Genomic DNA, 21,924 nt, shown 5'->3' with positions numbered 1-21,924 from the left:
CCCTTTCGCTTTTCTAGCGCCTGATCAGTCCGACCAGCTGACCCCAGTCAAATCATTCGCCTGCGTGGGCGCGTTTTCCCAAAGCCCGGTGATCTTGGCATTGGCGACACCGGTTTTGGCCAGCTGGAACAGGTAGCCGTTCACATAGTCATCCGCGATGACCTGCTGGGCCTCTTTGTTCAGCTCGGCGCGCATGGCCGGGTCTGAGGTCACCGACAGCTTTTCGATCAGCGCCTGGAAGTCAGCATTGTCATACTGAAAATAGTATTCCGGGCGCGCATAGATGTTGATGTCGGCGGGTTCCGTGTGGCTTACGATGGTCAGGTCAAAGTCCTTGCCCTTGAACACTTGTTCGATCCATTGCGCCCATTCAAGGTTCGAGATCTCGGTGTTGATCCCAACTTCGCGCAGTTGGGCGGCTATGATTTCACCACCGCGACGGGCATAGGCGGGTGGGGGCAGCATCAGGCGCAGGGTCAGATCGGTTGCACCTGCCTCGGCCAGCAGGGTCTTGGACAGCTCAGGGTCGAAGGCAGAGTTTGCTGTCAGATCGACATAATCGGGGTTATGCGGCGCGAAATGCGTGCCGATCGGGGTGCCATAGCCGTTCATCGCACCGTCAATGATGTCCTGCCGATTGATCGCATGGGCAATGGCCTTGCGCACGCGGACGTCGGCAAGTGCGCCGGATTTGTTGTTGGTGGACAGGATCGTCTCGCCCTCGGTCGAGCCGACGATCACGTTGAACCGCGGATCGGCGTCAAACTGGGCCAGCGTTTCGGGTGCCGGGAAGTTCGGGAAGGCATCCACATCGCCTGCCATCATCGCGGCAAAAGCGGCGTTTGGGTCCGAGATGAACTTGAATGTGGCCTTGGACAGGGCCGGGGCATCGCCCCAATAGTTGTCGTTGCGCGTGATGGTCACATGGTCGCCCTTGGCCCAGTTTTCAAAGGTAAAGGGACCGGTGCCAACCGGGTGGGTGGCGGCGGTGTCGACGCTTTCAGGTGCGACGATGACTGCATCGCCCCATGCCATGTTGAAAGGGAAGTTGCCGTTGGGCGTGGTCAGGGTCACCGTGACCTCGGTCGGGCTGGTTGCCGCGACGGATGCGATGTCCTTGAACAGCGCTTTCTGCGCATTGGTGCTGTCCTCAGCACGGGCACGATCCAGCGAGAAAACCACGTCATCGGCATCAAAGCTGCTGCCATCGTGGAAGGTGACCCCCTCGCGCAGGGTGAACGTATAGGTCAGCCCATCGTCTGACACAGTCCAGGCGCTGGCCAGCCCCGGCAGCACCGCACCATCGGGGCCAAAGCGGGTCAGGCCTTCGTAGATATTGGCATAAACGACCTCGTCAATCGCGGCGGCGGCGCCCCCGGTGGGGTCAAGATTTGGGGGCTCAAGCGCCATCCCAAGAGTAATTGCATCGGTGCCCGCCAAAGCGGTCGAGCCCATCAATAGCCACGCGGCAATGGCGCGTTTTGCGGTAGGTTTCAGGTTGGTCATGGCGGTCCTCCTTACCCGGTATGCGGGACAATCCCTATGAAACGCGGGAAAGCCGGGCAAGGCAAGGGAAGAACGTTCCGTCATCTCCCCTTTGATTTTCTGCGACGCAGCATTATATTGCACCCCAGCGAGAGGGATCAGGGAGGGGAAACCATGAGCGCCTCGGCCAAAATCAAGACGCCGACACCGTCGGATATCCGGGCCCGTAAGGGGACCACACCTTTGGTGGTGCTGACCGCCTATGCCACACCCACGGCGCAGATGATGGATGCCCATTGCGACATGGTTCTGGTGGGCGACAGCGTGGGTATGGTGGTGCATGGGTTGCCCGACACGCTGGGTGTAACGATGGACATGATGTGCCTGCATGGGGCTGCGGTGAAACGCGGGCTTAGCCAGGCGATGATGATCGTCGACATGCCCTTTGGCTCCTATGAAGAAAGCCCTGAACAAGCCTTTCGCAACGCAGCCCGGTTGATGCGCGAAACCGGCGCGGCGGCGGTGAAACTGGAAGGTGGCGTCTCGATGGAGGAGACCATCTGTTTCCTGACCAGCCGCTCGATCCCGGTCATGGCCCATGTCGGCCTGACCCCGCAGGCAATCAACACATTGGGCGGTTACGCGGTGCAAGGTCGCGGCGAGGACCGCGACCGGGTGCTGGCCGATGCGCGCGCTGTCGAGGCGGCGGGGGCGTTTTCGGTGGTGCTTGAAAAAGTGCCCGAAAGCCTTGCCAACGACATTACCGCAGAACTCAGCATTCCCACCATCGGCATTGGGGCGTCGGCACAATGTGACGGGCAGGTTCTGGTGGTGGATGACATGTTGGGGCTCTTCACCGCCTTCAAACCGAAATTCGCCAAACGCTATGCAACGCTGGGCGAAGATGGTGAAAAAGCCATTGCCAAATATGCCCAAGAGGTGCGAGACCGCAGCTTCCCCGCCCCCGAACATGTCTTTGCCGACGAGGTCAAAAAGAAATGAAGATTGTCCGCAGCAAAGATGACCTGCGCACCCTGCGGCGCAGCTGGATTTTCAAAGGTGAACGCGTAGCAGTCGTGCCCACGATGGGCGCGCTTCATGCCGGCCACCTGTCGCTGGTGGAAGAGGCGCGTGCGCAGGCTGATCGGGTGATCGTAACGATCTTTGTGAACCCCAAACAGTTCAATAACCCAGATGATCTTGATGGTTATCCGCGCACCGAAGACGAAGACGCGGCAAAGCTGGCCCCCTATGACGTGGATGCGCTTTACGTGCCGACGCCGGACCAGATCTACCCCGAAGGCTTCGCCACGAATGTGCGCGTGTCTGGCCTGACCGAAGACCTTGAAGGCGCGCATCGCCCCGGCCATTTCGACGGGGTGGCCACCGTGGTGTCGAAGCTCTTTTTGCAAACGCGGGCAGATGTGGCCTGCTTTGGTGAAAAAGACTATCAGCAGATGCTATTGGTGCGCCGTCTGTCTCAGGATCTGGACATTGAAACCGAAGTGGTCGGCTGCCCGACCGTGCGGGAAGAGGACGGGCTGGCTATGTCTTCGCGCAATGTGCGGCTGACACCGGAAGAACGGGCCATCGCCCCGGCGCTGAAAGCCGAGATGGACCGGGCCGCTACGGCCATTCGCCGCGGTGCAGAGCCGCGCGTGGTACTGGACAGCGCCAAGGCACAGATCGAACGCGCGGGTTATCGCGAGGTCGAGTATCTGGAATTGCGGGACGCCGAGACGCTGGCACCGGCTCAGAACCTTGATCAACCAGCGCGCCTGCTGGCCGCTGCCGTGCTGGGCGATGTGCGCCTGATCGACAACATTCCGGTCTGAGCCAGGGACGCCTCGCCTGTGGCTCGGGCCTTCGGTGGCTCGCTTCGTGAGCCCGGGGGGGCGTTGCCCCCGCCAGCGTTTCTGGCGGAAACGCCGGCTCCCCCAAGGTATTTTGACAAGAAAATGAGGTGATCCCGAGTGGTCAGAAGGGTGCGCAATGTGGCGCACGTGCCGCGCGGACACCCACAACGGAAAGCGCGCCGCAAGGCGCAAATTCAGGCGGGAGCATTCCGGCCTTGGCTCAGCCAATCAGTTCTTTCAGCACAAGCGCCATAACGCCCGCGCTGTCTTCCATATCCTGCACGCCAACCCATTCGTCCGGCTGATGCGCCAGATCCAGAATGCCGGGCCCATAGGCGATGCAATTCTTAAGCCGCCCGATCCGGTCGATATGCTTCTGGTCATAGGTGCCGGGGCTGACCACATAGGATGGCTGCGCCCCCAGCACCTTCTCGATGGCTGCAGCTGTCGTCGTCACGACGGGCGCGTCCTTATCCGTCATCGTTGGGATCACTTCGTGCATGTCGCGGATTTCATATTCGAAATTGGGGCGCTCGGCGCGGATGGCCTCTAACATGCGGCTGACCTCGGCCTTCACCTCGGCAATGTCTTCTTCCATCAAGAACCGCCGGTCGATCACGATACGGCAACGATCGGCGACGCAAGGCGCCGGCAGGCCGGTAAAACCGGGATCCTGTTCCGCCTCTCCACCATGGATCGAGTTGATGTTCAGCGTGGACTGCTTGGCCCCTTCGGGCACCACGGGCATTTCGGTGCGTTTGGTGGCCAGAAGCGGGAAGAGGTGGCGTTCCATTTCTTCGAGCACGGCCCCCATATGCCGGATCGCACTGTCGCCCAGAAATGGCATCGAGCCATGGGCGATGCGCCCCTTGGTTTCGATCTCGGCCCACCAAACACCGCGATGGCCCAGACAGATGCGGTCTTTGTTCAGGGGTTCTGGGATGATCACATGCTGCACGCGATCCGGGTCGAAATAACCTTTTTCGGCCAGATAGGCGACGCCGCCATAGCCACCGCTTTCCTCATCCGCCGTGGCGCTGATTTCTACCGCGCCCCGGTGGTTCGGATAGAGCGCCACAAAGGCCTCGGCCGCGATGATGGAGGCCGCCAGACCGCCCTTCATGTCGCAGGCCCCGCGCCCGTAGATGCGACCGTCTTGCAATTCCCCGCCAAACGGGTCCTTGGTCCAGCCGTGCCCCACCTCGACCACATCGTGGTGACTGTTAAAGTGCACGCAATCGCCCGGAGCCCCGCCGTCGTGTCGGCAAATCACGTTCCAGCGCGGATAGTCGATGCTGTCGCCGGGCGTGCCCTCGGCGCGGATCATTTCGACCGCCCAGCCCTGCGCGCCCATGCGTTCGGCGATATAGGAACAAATCGCGCGATAGTCGCGCCCCGGTGGGTTCAATGTCGGGATGCGGATCAGGTCTTGGGTGAGCGAGATCAGATCGTCGCGCCGCTTTGCGATTTCGGCCAACAGGGGGTCTTTTTCATCGGTCATGGTGAAAAACTTAAGCGGCATTTCTGATCTGCACAATGCCCCGGTGCGCTGGCATGGTTTTCACCGTAAAGCTGCGTGAAAACGCTGTCACGGGTCTTTAAATCGCGCTAAACTCAACCTAAATGCTAATGTAATGACAATTAACATACTTCGCGCGGGCAACAAGACGCGACCGAAGATTTGGTGGATAGAAGGAGGGCATATGTCCAGTTTTGATAAGCAGATTCGGGAAAGCCAGGCGCAGGTTGAAGAAGCGCAGGCCAAGATTTCCGAACTGACCACACGGATTGAAACCGCGCGCGCCAAGGCGGCGACTGGCGAAGATATTTCGATCGACATCGAAAACGCGACGCTGGACGACGTGCATGCCCATACTGAAGCGATGAATGCCAATATCGCCGAGCTGATCATGGGGCTGGATGATGTGACCTCGGGTTTTTCGTCCGATTTCGATCAGATGCGGTCGAAAACCGGGTGGGAAACCTTTGTTGGTATCTTCTCGAAAGGGAAATCCGAAAGCATGCGTCAGGAACGGATGCGCACAGCGTCCATCGACGACAAGTTGCAAGAACTGATCGCGCAATCGGATTCGATTGTGAGCCTTCTTGAAGGGCAGCTGGCCATGCTGAACGAGCAGAAGGAAAAGGTCGGCGCAAATCTGTCCACCACGCTGGACGAGCGCGAAGTGACTGTAGGCGAGCTGGAAGCCCTGCGCGCTGACATCCTTGCTATGGACCCGAAGATCATCGAGCTTGAGGGCAAGATCGCCAATGAACAGGACGCCGCCAAACGCACGCAGCTGGAAACCGAGCTGGCCGATCTGAACAGCCAATACAACGAGATGGTACAGGAAGAGCAAGTGAAGCTCGCCAAGTCGCAGACGCTGGAGCGCTATATCGAGAAGGGCAAGACCTGGGTCGACAGCTTGCAAAACCAGGCCGCGACGCAGATGGTGCTGATCAACAAGCTGCAAACAGACACCAAGCAACGCGTGGTGCTCTATGATGCGCTGACCAAGTCATTGAAGACCGCGCAGCAGCAGGATGTGGCCCACCGGATCAACGAAATTGGCGTCGAAACCGACAAAGAAGCCCAAGCCGCAATGGCCGCGATTGGTACGGCAACGAACCAGCGTATGGCCGACATGATGGAAGCCCACGAAGACCAGATGGTCTTTGCCCGCGACGTGCTGGAGCAGAAGGCCAAAGCCGACGAACGCTTCGCCCGCCGCTTCGCCGAGATCGTCGAGAAGCACGACAAGAATCTTTATGGGGGGTGAGGCCCTACGCCCGGTCGATAGACCGGGCAGCGCCCGACCCTCCCCACGGGAGGGCGCTTCGCACCCACCCAGGGTCAGGCGCCGCCCTCCTCGGTTTGATTGGAAGCTATGACGAACGACACAAAGGCATCGAAGCAGTTAACTGAGAAGAGTGAGCGAAGCGTAGTTGTTAGGTTGCTTTTGGTGACTCTTTTGCGCGGCTCCGTTGGAATAGCCTTGTTTCTCGGCTTTGTGATCTTGGCAGACGAGTATTTTGGGCTTGGCTCTAACTTTGGCAATGTGTTGCTGTTGGTAGCTACTGCGTTATGGATAGTTTTTGCCGTGTCGGAACTGGCAGGAATACGGCAAAAATACCAACAAATTCAGAGAGAGTATCGCCCTTGGCTGTTCAGAAAACCTAGAGATGAAGTCAACAATGTCCAATGACATCAAAACCTCAGAGCGTGCCTCGGCTGGCTTCGCCCCGCGCGATCATGCCGAGCTGACGGACACGCAGATCACGCGGCGCTATTTCTCGAAATTCGAGAAGATCACCGCTCATCTGGCCCGTGTGGCCGGGCAGATGGAAGTCGAGGGCAAGTTGACCCGGGATGAGGTCGACGTGCTCGCCCGCTACCTCATCAAACTGGGCCTCAGCTTCAAGGCACTGGCCAACAAGTATCACATGTCAGAAACGGCTTATGGTCTGGGCGGCAAGACGCTGACCTTTGACCGGCGCGACAGCGGGTTTCCGATCCATGCGGAGCTGCTCCAGATGGCCTCGGATGCGGCCCAAGCGGGCTCGCATTTGAAGGGTATGGCGTCGGCGGAAGACCTGAAAAGCCAGATGGTCAGCCAGATCGTCGGCGATCTGACCGTGCCGAAGAAGCTGCAATATGCCTTGTCGCAGCGGCTCTATTACGAGGAACTTCAGCGCGGTGACCTCTTTTGGCCCCAGATGCACCCGGATGTGATCTGGCGTCACAACAAGGGCGAAGGCCGCGACACCCGCCGCGTTTATCTGGCCCATTGGGCGGTTTATGACAGCGAGGTGAATCTGCCCACCATCTATCTGATGGAGCTGGAGGACACGGGCCGCACCGCGCTGCCCAAGGACGAACGTCGCTGGCCGCAAATGCAGTCACATCTGATGGCGCAATCCATGGCCGGCTTGCAGTTGGTGACCATCGCCACGGGCTTCGACAAGGATTTCGATGACCTGCACCCGAAACGTCTGCGCCGCTTCCACGTGGGGCCGATGTACAGCCACACCTTCACACGCCAAACCGGCCCGCTGCGCGAGGTATTGGAGCAGGCAAAAAGCCCGCCGGGAGAAGACTGGGCGCTGGCTTGGACCGTGGAAGAGCTGAAAAGCGCGTCCGTCAAGGAAGAGAAATCCGGTTGGTTTGGGCGTGTGGAACGTGAGATTTTTGCGCTCGACCCGTTTGCCGGGGCGGGTTCCACCATCGGTGCGACCAGCATGGAACGCGCCATCATCATGCCCGAACGCCCCTTTCAGGTGCTTGCCGAAAAGAACCCCGCCGGGTTTTCGGACGTGCGAAAATTTGTTGTCAGCCCGGGTGGCCGGGTTCTGTCCTACCGTTGATTTCAGGAGTATTTCATGTCTCACCCCGCTGATCTGATGGAGCTTCGCGAAGAGGAAATCCGCGCGCATTATGCTGCAGCTGCGGGGCATCTGGACGGGTTCGATCATACGCCACGGATTGCCAAGCCGAAGGAAGCGCCCAAGGCGGAACGCAGCCCCGGCATCGGGCGGGCACGTCGGTTCCGGTCGACCACGCCGGGTCTGGTCACACGGTCCACCGCACGGCCCGAAGGGGTGCATCTGGTGGAGCGGATCGAAGGCTCGGATGGGGATGACCCGCTGGTGTCTCCGCTGCAGGCGACGGTTTTGCACACGCTGCGCCGCGCCATCGCGATTGCTTTGGCTGTGGGCGAGGGGTTTGCAGAACAGACCGAGCTTGCCGCCCTGCGTCGTGCCAATCTTGAGGGTCGTCTGGGCTCGGACAAATCCGCCGCATTCTCGGAGCTTCTGACCGCCGAGGCGCTGATCGTCCTGTACGTCTTCGGAAACGCAACATCATATCTGTTGGCTGACCACGCCAGCGAAACCCCGGTCGAGGTTGGCGCGGTCGAGGAAATCCTGACCGACAACGCGCCCCTTGCCCTGAACGGCGCGCTGTGGGAGCTGGATCAGGAACTTGCGACCTTCGTGACCTCCGAAGACAAGCTGGTCCCAACCGTTCTGGCCTATGTCGAACAGCTGATGGAAAAGGTTGCCCTGCGCGCCCAGACCGCCAGCCACCTTGGGCCGTTCACGTCCGCGAACTACCGGGTTGAAGCCGATGACCTGACCATTTCCGGCTTCACGCCGTCGCGCGCGCATCGCGGATCAAAGATCACGATGACCTTCAAAAAGCCAAACGAGGTCGTGGGCAACCACATCGCCAAATACCAAGCGATGAAGCTCAGTAAAATGCTGATGGCTTACGATTTCGACCGCAAATTGAACCCGTTCGCGGAACTGGGCGGTTTCATCTTCACCTTCATGGGCGACGGCAAGCCGGGCACCGGGAAAACCACTCTGATCCAGATGATGGCCGGGTTGATCAATGATTACTGCGCGGTGGCGGGCTATCCCTTCCGCTATCAGAACTTCGGCATCGACAATATCGACAGCTATCAGGGCAAGTCAGGCCAGAACGCCAAGGCGTTTATCACGGGCGTGCTCGACCCCAATGTGATCGGTTTTGGCACCGTGGATGATATCGACCAAATCGCGGGCAAACGCGGGGATCGGCAGTCCAGCGCGGGCCAGCAAGAGGTCACGGCGGTTCTGATGGAAAGCTTCGCGGGCGCCAACACCGTGGTGCGCGGGAATTGCACCTTTGGCATGTTCTCGAACTATCCCGAGAATGTGGACGATGCCCTGCGCCAACGCGCCGGCGCGCGCTTCTTGGTGGACGGTCCCCAAACGCGCGAGGACTATATCGACATCCTGCATCTCTTGATGGGCAAGAACCACGACATCCCGCTGGGCAAGCATGACCTTTACGGCGCGCAAGAGATCAAATCTGCCGTCGCCCGGTCGTTCGAGGCGCATAACAAGCCGCAAGAAACCGGTCTGATGAACGTCTTTGACAAGGTCTATGACAAGATCGGAGAGCTGGATGACATCGCCAAGATCGGCACCTATCTGAAGGGTATTCAAGAGGCCGACGAACGCTTCACGGGCCGCTCGATCAAGAACATCACCGACGCGGTGAAAGTCCGCGCGATGGACTTTGAACTGCCCGATGAATGGATGGAAAATCCCGAGCTCTTTTTGGTCAAAGACTATGACACCAAGAAAGACATGATTTCTGAGCTGCGCGTGCCCATCACCACCGAAATGGTGATCCAAGAGGTCAACCGCTACGCCGATTCAGAGTTCCGCTATGCCGACAAATCCGACGAGGTCGCCATCGAGGCGATGGTCCGAGATTTCGGCCGTCAGGAAGAGGCGAAGAAGCGGTATTTGGAGGGGAAGTGAGTGTTTGAGATCGCTTACATACTGTGGTGTGTGATCGCTTCCTATTTGGGATGTCGTTTCGTGGTTTGGGTCATGAAGCGCAATTTGCCCGTGCCGCCCGGAGCGTTCGCTGCTATCCGATTCCTCATCGTTTGGTGCATGACATTGATGGTTAGTGTGTTTCTCTACATGCTGATTGCAGCGGGTCCATTTATCTATCTGATCAGTAGTCCTGATCGCTTTGGAGGAATGGAAGAAAGCGTATTGATTTTCGGAGGGTTGATCTTGCAACTGCCCTATTGGGTTGGGTTCGTTAAGGGCATCGATCTGCAAGTAACACGGAGGTTCAGCACATGAATTCTACGCCTTCGCTATTCCGAGGCTGTTTAGGACTTTCCTCTGTTGCAACCTTTGATCTCGCGGCAATGCCACGACGCGCCCGACCCGCCCCACAGGGCGGGCGCGTTCCGCACCCACCCTCAGGCCGGGCGCATCGCTTGGCAGTTGCGTCAGCATTCCTGTTTGGCCTCGCGTTTACGGTAGTAAATCCAGCACTTGCGGATTCATTTCGCTGTGAGCTTCAAAATGTGGTACGGCAATCGGAAACCGGCGCGCTTGATGGCGAAGTGATTTTCCCCAATCTTATGGAAACCGCAATTGTCGTTGATCGAGACACAGGTAAAGTATTTCATCCATTCTTCGGAAACGAGAACTACGCAAACCGTGAAGTGCTTGATTATGGATCGTCTCATTCGTCGTTTAAAGTAATCTCGTATTCGGACTTGGTTTCGCCCCCTATTGAGGGCGAAGCAGGAGTCCGAAATTTCGCTATGTTTATCGTGCATACGCATGTCGATAACCAAAAGAAGCCCTTTATCGCTTACGATACTCTAAGCACAATTGGGACGGGGGTCTGTCAATGAAACGCCTCATCCAACGCGGCCTTATGTTTGGCAATCTGATCCGGGTCGACAGCCCGGCGCTGATCGAGCGGTATAACCGTGCGCTCAAGGGGCTTTCGGGCAAGCAGACGACGCTGAAAGAGTTCCACATCGACATCTCTGGCTTTTCGCCCGAGATCGGCGAAGAATTCAAAGACCCGCTCTACCTCAACCCCAATGGCTGCAACCGGCAGTTCATCATTCTGACGGTGGACCAGAAGAAAGCGCCGTTGCTGGACGCCAAGTTCTCGACCTCGCGCGGCATCCTTCGGCAGTTCATTGCGGATAACGAGGCGAAGCTTTTCGCGCTCACGGCCCATGACGCGGTGGCGGGCGAGCTGATGAACTCGGTCTATGACATCTCGGACCCGTCGCGTCTGTTCGATATCCGCAAGATCACGATCGAGGCCGACACGACCCAAAGCCACGTCAAGAACGCCCGCCTTCTGGCCGAGAAGATCGACCAGTTCCAGACCGTTGAAAATGCCTGGTATGACGATGATCTGATCGGCGAGATGATCGAACTGGCCCGCGAAACCGGGGACGTGACCCGCGTTCCGGTCGATCTGGGTGTGCAGGAGTTTGAGCAGGGCAATTTCTGGACCGCGCATTTTGGCGGGCTTTACATCTTCCGGGATGTGGAAAGCCCTGCGGTGATCGTCTCGGGCAACAAGGACCGGCTGGACACGTTCCCGCATGTGCCGTTCATCGACACGACCCAGCCCAATCGCATCGCCAGTTTCCTGCGCAAGAACGAGCTGGTCGAACCCATCGTGAAAGCGCGCGGCGTCGATGGGGCGCGGATATTGCGCCAGAAGATGGAATTTGTGCTGGTTGATGCGGCGACCACGGCTGGGCTTGATCTGGGGGATATGTCCTCGCGCAGTCTTCGGCATGTGGCGCAGCGCATGGGGCGCGATCTGCCTGCCGCTTTTCACGGGCTGGCCGCCTTGGTGCGCTGGGCTGAGGCGGGCGGTAAATGGCCCCGGATCGACAGCCGCCACCCGGCCTATTTCTACACGTTGCGTGCCCGCCCGGATCACCCGGATCGCGATCTGATCAACCGGCTCTTGTCAGAGCTTGCCCCGATGGATTTCCGCCAGCTCTTCATCTGCCACAAAGAGCTTTTCTATGCTTCTTACGCCACGTGGCCCGTTGAAAAGCGCGCATTTGTGGCAGAGTTCCTGCATCGTGACTATATGGCCAACAAGGCCGGTGCGCGTGATGCGTTGTTTGGCGGGCGCAAAGACCCGTTGAAAGTCCCGGCCACCTCGCGCAGACGCACGCGGGAACAGGTGATCGAGATGGTCGGCCCATGGGGGGCGGTCAATGCGGGTAAAACGAACGGGAGGCAAAGATGATCGCAGCGTTTCGACTGATCGTGTTTGGGTTCATCGGGCTGAGTATCATCTATGTTCTGGTCAGCCTTTATTCGCGCTCTGTCCGGCTGGAGAAGCTGGAAGATCAATGGGATAAGGAAAACCCCAATGGCGACGAGAGCGACCGCGAAGCGTGGTTGCGCGAAGGGATGGAAGACTATCAAAAGAGCTTTCGCCCCAAGCTGATCTTGCTTGTTTATATCGTGCCTGCGCTGCTGGTGCTCTTGTCTATAATTCTAGTTAACTGAGGTTCATCATGCGCCGTTTTCGCCTAATTATCCGCAGCCTGATTGCCGTGATCCTGTTTGGCCTGCTGCATTACACATTGCCGCAGCATGACGTTGTGCGCGTTGTGAACACCTATCAGGAACGTCAAGACCTGAGCGATTGGACCCGGATTTTCTGGTCCAAACCGGATGATCAGTCCGGTGGGTTGATCAATCGCGACGTTCAATTTGTTCAGACCGTGAAAAAGAAGACCTATCTGCTGGGGTTCATCCGCACAGAGGGTGAAGAGGTCATGGTCTATCGCAATGAAGACACGGGCTGGTCCTGGCCGTTTTACTTCAAGTTTGACACGGCCAGCCTGCAAACCGAGGTTGACGATCTGCGTTCAACCCCTGAAGCGCCGAAATGGGCTGTGGTGACACATTATGGATGGCGCAACGAGCTGATTTCGGCCTTTCCCAATGCCGTCGCGATCCGGCCGGTTGCCGGGCCTGATGTCACCATCATCCCGTGGTTCAACATCGCCTTCTTCCTGTTCCTGGCGATTGCGTTGGGATTTGTGCGGGCACTTTGGAGGCAGTTCCGCGAACGCTCGATTGATCCCGCGATCGAGGATGCCAGCGAAGCGTGGGATGCGGTGGATGCGCGCGCTGACGAGGCCCGCGGGCGGTTTTCGCGCTGGATCGGAAGCTGGCGGCGGAAATAAAGCGTCCGACCTTTAGACTGAGACAGAGAAAAGGTCGTGTGCTGCACAACATATCAGTGTTTCGCAGGTCCTGCCCCCAACCCTTGATTCAGGTTTATGGCAGGACGCTTTAGGCACCTGTCTTAAGTGCTAATGGTGAAACAAGAAATGCCGCGCGGGATAGCGCGGCATTTTCTGTTTCAGGGGGCCGGGGATCGTGCGCGCAGGCTCTGGACCTTGTTATGGCTAGGCCGCTACTCTCTGCAGAAAAATTGCTTCTCTGGCCTTCAGGCACAGCCGCGCTGTTTGTTGGAATTTGGTATCAGATTGTGAACTTAGTTCCGGGAATAGTCCTAAAACTTCCTGCCTAACTTCCTTTTCAAGCGCATTTAGTGCGGAGGGACCAGGGAAGAAGCTCTCGCTGTAGGCAGAATTTGCAACTACAATTTGATGTTGGTCGAACAGAATATGCACATAGGTCACCATTCCACCGGGACGGCGAGAAATACCTTTTGTGTTCGTTAGGTGCTTTGCGGCGACAAGGACTTCTTGTTCTCCGAAGTGCAAGTTAGCCTTAGCATCAACCAACAGCATTCGATGGTTGGGGGAAACCAGCAGATCCCTGTTGTTTTGCAGCGCCCCTTCCGCAATATGAATAGGGGCTTTGCTTCCGATAGCTGGCACCGTGCATCGACCGATCCACCGAATTGGTTGAAACCCGCTGTCGCGTGTAAGAACCAAATCGCCTTCTACCAGTTCATCGATGAGACGCTCACCTGATATCGTAGCGATCGAGGTTCCACTGGTGAAGCATGGAACAAGGGACGAGTAAGGGACAGCGCCATCCGTGTTAAAGGTGCCGAAAGTGTAAGTAACACCTGATGTAAGTGGGAAATCAGAGACAAACAAAGGGCCGTAGTTGGCAGCACTGTTTGTTGCAACAAAATAGATTGTTCCACTAGATCCGTCAGATCCCGTGATTGTATACTTATAGCGCAAGTCAATCGTATCACCTACGTTGATCCCAGGCACGGTTGAAGCAGATACATCCTGGTCGGGAACATCTGCCCCACCGGTATGTGTAAAATCTCCAAAGATTGCATCGTCAGTTCCATCAGAATCATCGATGGTCACCTTTCCTGCAACACCGATCGTGAAGGTGCCGCTATGTGGATAGGTGTTGTCACCACTTGCAAAATTGTAAACAAGAACATTCTCTAGGGCCATTGGAACCTCCACTATAGTGAATACACAAAGACGGCGTTGGGAATGCGGTGCGTAACACCGCTATATCTTGGATAACCTGTGCTATTGGCCAAGATATGTTGGTTGAGCGGCTATATTGTGAAAACAACTTGTCGTTAGGACTGAGCCGCCGAAGGTCGTTCCGACCAACACCGCGGCGTTTTCCGACTGGGTGTTGCCCTCGGTCGGGTCGATAGAGGGCATAACCCCAAGAGATATTACATTGAACGTCGTTGGCATTCTCGGTCCTCGTGAACAAACAGACCAGGTCAATCAGGCCTGGTGAGTATCTTGGATACCAAGCAATATTGTCAAAAATTTGAATGTTGTTAGGGGAAATTGGGCAATTTCGCCTCATTTCGAGACCTCAGGCGCGTAAAACGAACGCGCCTGAGTAGGATTTATTCGCCGTAAGGCACCCAGACGGTTTTGACCTCGGTAGCCTGCGTGAGGAACTGGCGACCCTCGCCCGAGGCCCCAAGCCAATCGCGGGTTTGGGCGTGATTGACCCAGCTGCGCTTCAGGTTTCCGGCACTTTCCATTTCCACGATGGCCGAGATATCGGCGCCGGAATGGCTCCAGACGGCATCCACACCCAGATGTCCTGCCAACGAAGCCGCAAGTTCCGCGTGGCTGCCGGTCACGATGTTGACCACACCTGCCGGGACGTCTGACGTATCCAGCACCTGATAGAAATCCGTTGCGGCCAGAGGGAAGGGTTCACTTGCCGCCAGAACAACTCGGTTGCCCATGGCAATCGCCGGGGCCATCAGCGAGATGAGACCCAAAAGAGGGACATCGTCCGGGCAGAACCCGCCGATCACCCCTACAGGTTCATTCATGGCCAAAGCGACGCCGCGCATTGGCACGGGTTTGGCGGAACCGTCGAACTTGTCGGCCCATGCGGCATAGGTGAACAGGCGCGACACGGCGGCCTCGACCTCTTTTGCGCCATGGCGCCCGCCCATCATCGCATCAATGCGCGCGGCGAATTCCTCTGCGCGAGCGGAAAGGTTTTCGCCGATATAATAGAGGATTTGCGCGCGGGCGTGGCCGGTGGTTTTCGCCCAGCCCTTCGCGGCTGTTGCCGCCTCGACCGCATTGCGGATGTCTTTGCGGTTGGCCAATCCAACATGCCCCAAAAGCGCGCCCTGCTTGGACCAGATGGCTTGGCTGTAGCCACCATCGGGCCGCGCCTGTTTGCCGCCCACATAGAATTTCGCGGTTCGGTCCAGAGCGTCGATCTTGGCGTCTTTCGGCGCAGGCATCGGGGCAATGGGTTTGAGTGGCTGCGCCTTGCCACGCGGCTTGGTATAGGCCTGCAAGCCTTCCCATCCGCCTTCTCGACCAAAGCCGCTTTCGCGCACACCGCCAAAGCCTGCGGCGGCGTCAAACATGTTTGTGCCGTTCACCCACACCACACCGGCCACCAGTTTCGGGGCCACGTCCAGCGCAAGGTTAACGTTTTCCGACCAGACAGATGCTGCCAGCCCATAACGTGTGTTGTTGGCGATCTCGACCGCCTCGGATGGGGTGCGGAAGGTGGTGGCGGCCAGCACCGGCCCGAAGATTTCCTCCTGCATCAGGGTTGAGGCCGGGGACAATCCGGTGATCAGCGTGGGCGGGTAGAACGATCCCTGATCGGGCAGCGGGCAGGGGGCTTGGTAAAGCTCGCCCTCGGGCGCGCCGGCATTGACCATCTCGGTGATGCGCTTGTGCTGCACCGGGTCCACCACGGCGCCAATGTCGATCGACTTGTCCAGCGGGTCGCCCATGCGCAGTTTGCCCATACGGGCCTTGAGCTTGGCATAGAAGCGATCCGCGATGCCTTCCTGCACGATCAGACGCGACCCTGCGCAACAGACCTGCCCCTGATTGAACCAGATCGCATCGACCAGACCTTCGACGGCTGAATCAAGATCCGCGTCGTCAAAGACGATATAGGGTGACTTGCCGCCCAGTTCCAACGTCAGGGACTTGCCGGTGCCTGCGGTGGCGCGGCGGATCACCCGGCCGACCTCGGTTGATCCGGTAAAGGCGATCTTGTCGATGCCCTCATGGGTCACGATGGCCTCGCCGACGCGCCCGTCGCCCGTCACGATGTTCACCACACCTTTGGGCAGCCCCGCTTCGTCACAAATTTGCGCAAACAAAAGCGCCGTCAGCGAGGTGTATTCGGCAGGCTTCAACACCACCGTGTTGCCCATGGCGATCGCAGGGGCGATTTTCCACGCCAGCATCAAAAGCGGGAAGTTCCACGGGATGATCTGGCCGCAGACGCCAAGCGCCTCGCGGGCGGGTAGCTCGGCGTCCTGCAGCTGCGCCATACCCGCGTGGTAATAGAAGTGCCGCGCGACAAGGGGAATGTCGATGTCGCGGCTTTCGCGAATGGGTTTGCCGTTGTCCATGCTCTCCAGCACAGCAAACAGACGCGCATGTTTCTGCACCAGCCGCGCCAGCGCATAAAGCCGTTTGGCGCGCGCGTGGCCGGGCAGGGCAGCCCAGCTTTTCTGTGCGCGTCGGGCGGCCGTCACGGCAGCATCCACATCGTCGGACGTCGCCTGCGTGATCTGTGCCAGAACCTGCCCGGTGGCCGGGTTGCGACTGTCAAACAGGTCGCCCGCGTCGGTCATTTGGCCATTGATATAAAGCCCGAAAGCGCCGCCGTGTTCGGCCAGCCAGCTTTCCGCTTCCTTGGCGCTTTCCGGGGCGAGGCCGTAGTCCATGCTGTCGAAAATATCTTTTACGGTCATGATAGTATCCTCAACCCATCGGGTGGCGGTAAATGGCGGAATAGTTGCCGGTCACGTGGTGTTCCAGCTGGCGTTCAATGTCGCCCAACAGCGAACTGGCGCCAAAGCGGAAGAGATGCGGGGTTAGCCAGTCGCTGCCCAGCTCTTCTTTGATCAGTGACAGGTAAACCAAGGCATCTTTCGCTTTCGAGATGCCGCCGGCCGGCTTGTACCCGACCTTATATCCGGTGGCCTCAAAGTAGTCGCGAATAGCGCGGATCATGACAAGGCTCACGGGCAGGGTGGCATTCACGCTTTCCTTGCCGGTCGAGGTTTTGATGAAATCAGCGCCCGCCATCATGCACACAAGCGAGGCACGGGCCACGTTGCGCAGCGATCCCAGCTCGCCCGTGGCCAGGATGGCCTTCACATGGGCATCGCCACAAGCCGCGCGGAAGTCTCTCATTTCGTCATAAAGCGCTTGCCAGTTTCCGGTCAGAACGTGGCGGCGCGAGATCACGATATCGATCTCCTCGGCCCCGGCGCGCACGCTTTCTCGAATTTCTTCGACCCGTAGGTGATAGGGGCTAAGCCCTGCAGGAAATCCCGTTGAAACAGCCGCGACCGGCAAGGAGACCCCGGCGTCACGCAGCGCCGAAACGGCGGTCTCGATCATGTCATGATAGACACAAACCGCGCCGGTGGTGACCGGCTCCATGCCAAGGGCGGCCATGATTTCGGGCCGGACCGGCTGGGCGGCCTTCGCGCACAGGCGCCGCACCCGGCCTTGTGTGTCATCGCCCGACAGGGTGGTCAGGTCGATCATGGTGATGGCCTTCAAAAGCCAGGCCGCCTGATGCGTTTTCTTTACGCTGCGACGCGTGCCCAACGTTGCGGCCCGCCGTTCGATGGCAGAGGTGTTGGCCTGCACGGAACGGACCCAGTCCAGGTTCAGTTCCATGCCCGGATTGCGCGCAATGGCCACTTGCGGCAACTGAGTTTTTGACATGTTTTTTGCCTCTTCCGAGGTGGTGTTCTGTGTGCTGTGCACGGGTTTTACCCCCCGGGGAAAGTGCTTTGGGTTCGGTTTGGCCAAGGTTCGCATGTGCTGTGGCGATTGGCAATAATGGTCGTTGGGGAAGGAGTGGTGACGCAAACATGAAGCTATTTGACGACATGTTTGGTTATACTGACGGCAAACTCCGGTATAAACGACGAAATCACATGAGTCTGCGTCGGATATTTTGCCGCGTCGTAAACTGTTGTCTCGCCTTTCGTGATGCGCATAGGATGTTCCATCTATAGGTGTCTGGGAGGGTGAGTCTCTTGCCGAGCAACTGCGTTCCTTCCGCGCCTGACGTCTGACAAAAAATAATGGGAGTAACTTCATGAACATTTCGATCAAAGCCGCCCTTCTTGGGTCGGCCATCGCATTTGCTGGCCCGTCTTTCGCAGATATGACCCACCCGGAAACCGGCGAGAAGCTGGCCGAGGATCAGACCTTTACCTATCGTGTGCTGGATGAACATACGTCTGTTGACCCGCAAATCGTTGAGGATGTGACCGGGTCCGAGATCGTTCGTGACCTTTTCGAAGGGCTCTACAACCAGGATGCTGACGGCAATCTGGTGCCGGGTGTTGCGGTCAGCCACACCACCAATGACGACAAAACCGTCTACACGTTCAAATTGCGTGACAATGCCAAATGGTCGGACGGCAAACCCGTCACCGCTGGTGATTTCGTCTATGCGTGGCGTCGTCTGGCCGATCCGAAGACCGCTTCGGAATACCAGTGGTACATGGAGGTCATGTCGATCAAGAACGCCGGTGGCGTGATGTCGGGCGACATGCCGGTTGAAGAGCTTGGTGTGAAAGCCATCGACGATCACACGCTGGAAGTGACGCTGGAAACCGCGCTGCCCTATTTTGCTTTGACCACCACCCACACATCGACCTTCCCGTCGCCGCAATGGGCGATCGAAGAGCATGGTGCGGACTGGATCAAGCCCGAAAATATCGTGGTGAACGGCGCGTATAAGCTGACCGAACATGTGGCCAATGAACGTTCGGTGCGTGAACGCAACGAGATGTATTGGGACAACGAAAACACCATCATCGACAAGACCGTTGCCTTGGTGATCAACGACGAAAACGTGGCCCTGACCCGTTATCTTGCAGGCGAACTGGACCGCACCGAGATTCCCGCCGGTCAGTATCCGTCGCTGTCGCAGTCACATCCGGGCGAGGCCGTCGTATTCCCCCGTCTGTGTTCCTATTACTATACGATCAACGTCTCGGATAACGCGCCGGAATTCCTGAAAGACGTGCGCGTGCGTCAGGCTCTGTCCTATGCAATCAACCGTGACATCATCACCGAGAAGGTTTTGCAAGCCGGTCAATACCCGGCCTATACCTTCACGCCGGGCACCACTGCAGGCTTCGAAGTGCCGGAAGTGGACTATGCAGGCTGGAGCCAGGAAGCACGCAATGCCAAAGCTGTCGAGCTGATGGCAGAAGCAGGCTATGGCAAGGACGCACCGCTGGACATCACGCTGATCTACAACACGGATGAAAGCCACAAGAAAGTGGCCCTGGCCGTCAGCCAGATGTGGAAGCAGGCGCTTGGCGTGAATGTCACCTTGGAAAATCAGGAATGGAAAACCTTCCTGAACACCCGCGGCGAACAGAACTACGAAATCGCCCGTGCCGGTTGGTGTGGTGACTATAACGAAGCTTCGACCTTCCTGGATCTGGTTCAGTCGGGATCGGGTTATAACGACGCCAAATACGCCAATGAAATGGTCGACAGCCTGCTGGCCGAGGCCAAGACCATGGACAATCCGCAGCCGAACTATTCGAAAGTCGAAGAGATCATCGCCGCGGATATGCCGATCATCCCGATCTACCACTACACCGAAGACTACATGCTGCAGCCGTCGATTGTTGGCAGCTGGCCGGTGAAAAACGTAGAGCAGAACTGGTATTCGAAAGACCTCTATAAGGTCGCGAAGTAACCGGGTTCTGATCAGAGACTGGGGCACCGCACACAGCGTGCGGTGCCCTTTTCCGCATCTCGCGTTTCTGATCCAGATCAACGAACAGAGCTTGGCAAACTGTCATAGGCGACCGATCCGGCATTGTGTTGGGTCCGTCTGGTTCGTGTGTATTGGATCCGCTGACGCCGCATCTCCCAGGGGTAAAGATGCTCAATTTCATCATACGCAGGTTCGCTGTTGCGATCCCGACACTCATCATTCTTCTGATCGCCTCTTTCTGGCTGATGCAGACCGCGCCCGGCGGACCGTTCACATCCGAACGTCCTTTGCCTGCGCAGGTGCTGGCCAATATCGAGGCGAAATACGGGCTGGATCAGCCCATTCACAAACAGCTTTGGGATTATGTCGTGGGCATCGTGACCCAGTTCGACTTTGGTCCCAGCTATAAATACAAAGATCGCTCGGTGAATGACATCATCGCGCAGGGCTTTCCGGTCACACTGACCTACGGGATTATCTCGTTCCTTGTGGCCATTGTCGTTGGCGGTGCGCTGGGCATGGCGGCGGCCATCCGGCAGAACTCGGTTCTGGATTACTTTGCCGTGGGCGTCACCATCGGTGCACAGGTGTTGCCAAACTTCGTGATGGCGCCAATCCTGATCCTGATCTTCACGCTGTGGCTGGGCTGGTTGCCCGGCGGTGGCTGGAATGGCGGCCAATGGCAGCATGTCGTGATGCCAGTGATTGCGCTTTCGACCAGTTATATGGCCTCGATTGCCCGCCTGATGCGGTCGTCGATGCTGGAAGTCTTGCGGTCAAACTTCATCCGCACGGCGCGGGCCAAAGGCCTGCCTGACAATGTCATCATCTGGCGTCATGCGCTGAAGCCGTCGCTTTTGCCGGTGATCTCCTATCTGGGGCCGGCTTTTGTGGGCATGGTTACCGGGTCGTTCATTATCGACCAGATTTTTGGCACCGGGGGCATCGGCTATTTCTATGTGAATGCTGCGTTCAACCGTGACTATGCGGTGATGATGGGGCTGACGATCCTTTTGGGGTCGATGACAATCCTGTTCAACATGGTGGTTGATATCCTCTACGCGTGGATCGACCCGAAGATCCGGCTGTGAGGGGTGGACCAATGAACGACAGACTTGCTCAACCCTTTCAACAACCCAAAACCGCCGAGATCGCCGAGCGGATGGCCGAGGACGTCAAGGGCCGCTCGCTCTGGGCGGATGCGCGGCGCCGGTTCATGGCGAATAAGGCGGCGATGGTTTCGGTGGTGATCCTGATCGCCATCATCGCCTTTGCTTTCTTCGGACAGTCGATCAGCGAGTACGATATTGAAACCATCGACTGGGACGTGCTTGGCAATGTTGCCACGGTGGGTCAGCCCTCGATCGAAAACGGCCACTTCTTCGGCTTCGATGAAAACGGGCGCGACCTTTACAACCGCGTTGTGCAGGGCTCGCGTATTTCGCTTGCCGTGGGCGTGATCGGCGCGCTGGTCGCAGTGATCGTTGGCACCATATACGGGGCGACCGCGGGCTTCATCGGCGGGCGTGTGGACGGCTTCATGATGCGGCTCGTCGATATCTTCATGTCGATCCCCTACATGTTCGTCCTGATCCTGCTTTTGGTCGTTGCCGGACGGTCGATCACCATGATCTTCGTGGGTATCGGTCTGACCGCTTGGCTGGATATGAGCCGCATCGTGCGCGGCCAGACCTTGTCGATCAAGAACCGCGAGTTCGTCGAAGCGGCCATCGCCATCGGCGTGCCCACCTGGCGCATCATCATCCGCCATATCGTGCCCAACCTTCTGGGCGTGGTGGTGGTCTATGCGACGCTTTTGGTGCCGCAGATGATCCTGACGGAAAGCTTCATCTCGTTCCTTGGCCTTGGCGTTCAGGAACCCTTCACCAGCTGGGGTGCGCTTTTGTCCGAAGGCACCAAGACCATGAATTACGGGATGCTCTGGCAGCTTGCCTTCCCGCTGTTTTTCTTCGTGGTCACCATCTTCTGTTTCTTTTTCATTGGTGACGGGTTGCGCGATGCGCTGGACCCCAAAGACCGCTAAGGG

General features: G+C 58.0%; 19 protein-coding genes. 14 read left to right on the top strand and 5 right to left on the bottom strand.

From position 1 onward, the window contains the following. Nucleotides 1-24: 24 nt before the first annotated feature. Nucleotides 25-1,506, bottom strand: coding sequence for an ABC transporter substrate-binding protein (locus ACRY08_RS08390; RefSeq protein WP_432449458.1), 1,482 nt, complete (start codon nt 1,504-1,506; stop codon nt 25-27). A gap of 153 nt (nt 1,507-1,659) precedes the next feature. Between ACRY08_RS08390 and panB the strand changes: the two genes are divergently transcribed. Further along, nucleotides 1,660-2,487, top strand: a complete 828-nt coding sequence (gene panB / locus ACRY08_RS08385; RefSeq protein WP_432449457.1) for a 3-methyl-2-oxobutanoate hydroxymethyltransferase — start codon at nt 1,660-1,662, stop codon at nt 2,485-2,487. After that, entirely contained in the window at nt 2,484-3,320 is an 837-nt protein-coding gene (gene panC, locus ACRY08_RS08380) for a pantoate--beta-alanine ligase (RefSeq protein ID WP_432449456.1), read from the top strand. Before panB ends, panC begins: the two co-directional genes overlap by 4 nt. A 241-nt stretch (nt 3,321-3,561) precedes the next feature. Here the strand turns inward: panC and ACRY08_RS08375 are convergent, their stop codons facing one another. Beyond that, nucleotides 3,562-4,842, bottom strand: a complete 1,281-nt coding sequence (locus ACRY08_RS08375; protein ID WP_432449455.1) for an acetylornithine deacetylase/succinyl-diaminopimelate desuccinylase family protein — start codon at nt 4,840-4,842, stop codon at nt 3,562-3,564. 202 nt (nt 4,843-5,044) lie between these two features. On the opposite strand from ACRY08_RS08375, the gene ACRY08_RS08370 reads away from it, so the two are divergent. The 9 genes from ACRY08_RS08370 (at nt 5,045) to ACRY08_RS08330 (ending at nt 12,886) form a co-directional block, all read left to right on the top strand. Next, complete coding sequence (locus ACRY08_RS08370) at nt 5,045-6,121, top strand: hypothetical protein (RefSeq protein WP_432449454.1); 1,077 nt, start codon at nt 5,045-5,047, stop codon at nt 6,119-6,121. 108 nt (nt 6,122-6,229) lie between these two features. Then, complete coding sequence (locus ACRY08_RS08365; protein ID WP_432449453.1) at nt 6,230-6,547, top strand: hypothetical protein; 318 nt, start codon at nt 6,230-6,232, stop codon at nt 6,545-6,547. Continuing rightward, the gene (locus tag ACRY08_RS08360; protein ID WP_432449452.1) at nt 6,537-7,706 is read left to right on the top strand and encodes a hypothetical protein; all 1,170 of its coding nucleotides are present in this window, start codon (nt 6,537-6,539) and stop codon (nt 7,704-7,706) included. The genes ACRY08_RS08365 and ACRY08_RS08360 overlap by 11 nt, the downstream gene beginning before the upstream one ends. 15 nt (nt 7,707-7,721) lie before the next feature. After that, complete coding sequence (locus tag ACRY08_RS08355; protein WP_432449451.1) at nt 7,722-9,653, top strand: ATP-binding protein; 1,932 nt, start codon at nt 7,722-7,724, stop codon at nt 9,651-9,653. Further along, on the top strand, nt 9,654-9,989 hold the full coding sequence (locus ACRY08_RS08350; protein WP_432449450.1) for a hypothetical protein: 336 nt from the start codon (nt 9,654-9,656) through the stop codon (nt 9,987-9,989). Nucleotides 9,990-10,129: 140 nt separating this feature from the next. Beyond that, entirely contained in the window at nt 10,130-10,555 is a 426-nt protein-coding gene (locus tag ACRY08_RS08345) for a hypothetical protein (protein ID WP_432449449.1), read from the top strand. Then, complete coding sequence (locus tag ACRY08_RS08340; protein WP_432449448.1) at nt 10,552-11,934, top strand: DUF6638 family protein; 1,383 nt, start codon at nt 10,552-10,554, stop codon at nt 11,932-11,934. Before ACRY08_RS08345 ends, ACRY08_RS08340 begins: the two co-directional genes overlap by 4 nt. Beyond that, complete coding sequence (locus ACRY08_RS08335; RefSeq protein ID WP_432449447.1) at nt 11,931-12,200, top strand: hypothetical protein; 270 nt, start codon at nt 11,931-11,933, stop codon at nt 12,198-12,200. The genes ACRY08_RS08340 and ACRY08_RS08335 overlap by 4 nt, the downstream gene beginning before the upstream one ends. An 8-nt stretch (nt 12,201-12,208) precedes the next feature. Then, complete coding sequence (locus ACRY08_RS08330) at nt 12,209-12,886, top strand: DUF1523 family protein (RefSeq protein WP_432449446.1); 678 nt, start codon at nt 12,209-12,211, stop codon at nt 12,884-12,886. Nucleotides 12,887-13,111: 225 nt separating this feature from the next. Here ACRY08_RS08330 and ACRY08_RS08325 read toward each other — a convergent pair whose 3' ends face one another. The 3 genes from ACRY08_RS08325 to deoC all read right to left on the bottom strand — a co-directional run bounded on the left by ACRY08_RS08325 (nt 13,112) and on the right by deoC (nt 17,851). Further along, a complete protein-coding gene (locus ACRY08_RS08325; protein ID WP_432449445.1) occupies nt 13,112-14,092 on the bottom strand; it encodes a Hint domain-containing protein in 981 nt (326 codons plus the stop codon). A gap of 419 nt (nt 14,093-14,511) precedes the next feature. Beyond that, nucleotides 14,512-16,863: an aldehyde dehydrogenase family protein gene (locus ACRY08_RS08320; RefSeq protein WP_432449444.1), complete on the bottom strand. Its 2,352-nt coding sequence runs from the start codon at nt 16,861-16,863 to the stop codon at nt 14,512-14,514. A gap of 10 nt (nt 16,864-16,873) precedes the next feature. Continuing rightward, nucleotides 16,874-17,851, bottom strand: coding sequence for a deoxyribose-phosphate aldolase (gene deoC, locus ACRY08_RS08315; protein ID WP_432449443.1), 978 nt, complete (start codon nt 17,849-17,851; stop codon nt 16,874-16,876). A 379-nt stretch (nt 17,852-18,230) separates the two neighbouring features. Between deoC and ACRY08_RS08310 the strand changes: the two genes are divergently transcribed. The 3 genes from ACRY08_RS08310 (at nt 18,231) to ACRY08_RS08300 (ending at nt 21,921) form a co-directional block, all read left to right on the top strand. Next, the gene (locus tag ACRY08_RS08310; protein ID WP_432449442.1) at nt 18,231-19,856 is read left to right on the top strand and encodes a peptide ABC transporter substrate-binding protein; all 1,626 of its coding nucleotides are present in this window, start codon (nt 18,231-18,233) and stop codon (nt 19,854-19,856) included. Nucleotides 19,857-20,044: 188 nt separating this feature from the next. Further along, complete coding sequence (gene oppB / locus ACRY08_RS08305) at nt 20,045-20,968, top strand: oligopeptide ABC transporter permease OppB (protein WP_432449441.1); 924 nt, start codon at nt 20,045-20,047, stop codon at nt 20,966-20,968. A 71-nt stretch (nt 20,969-21,039) separates the two neighbouring features. Further along, nucleotides 21,040-21,921 (top strand): ABC transporter permease subunit, encoded by an 882-nt coding sequence (locus ACRY08_RS08300; RefSeq protein WP_432449622.1) that lies wholly within the window; start codon nt 21,040-21,042, stop codon nt 21,919-21,921. Nucleotides 21,922-21,924 lie beyond the last annotated feature (3 nt).

Origin of the sequence: Aliiroseovarius marinus (assembly GCF_050881025.1) — a bacterium.
In the GTDB taxonomy this organism is placed as follows: domain Bacteria; phylum Pseudomonadota; class Alphaproteobacteria; order Rhodobacterales; family Rhodobacteraceae; genus Aliiroseovarius; species Aliiroseovarius marinus_A.
Note: the sequence above shows the minus strand (reverse complement) of the source record. Positions and strands in the feature narration are given on the sequence as shown.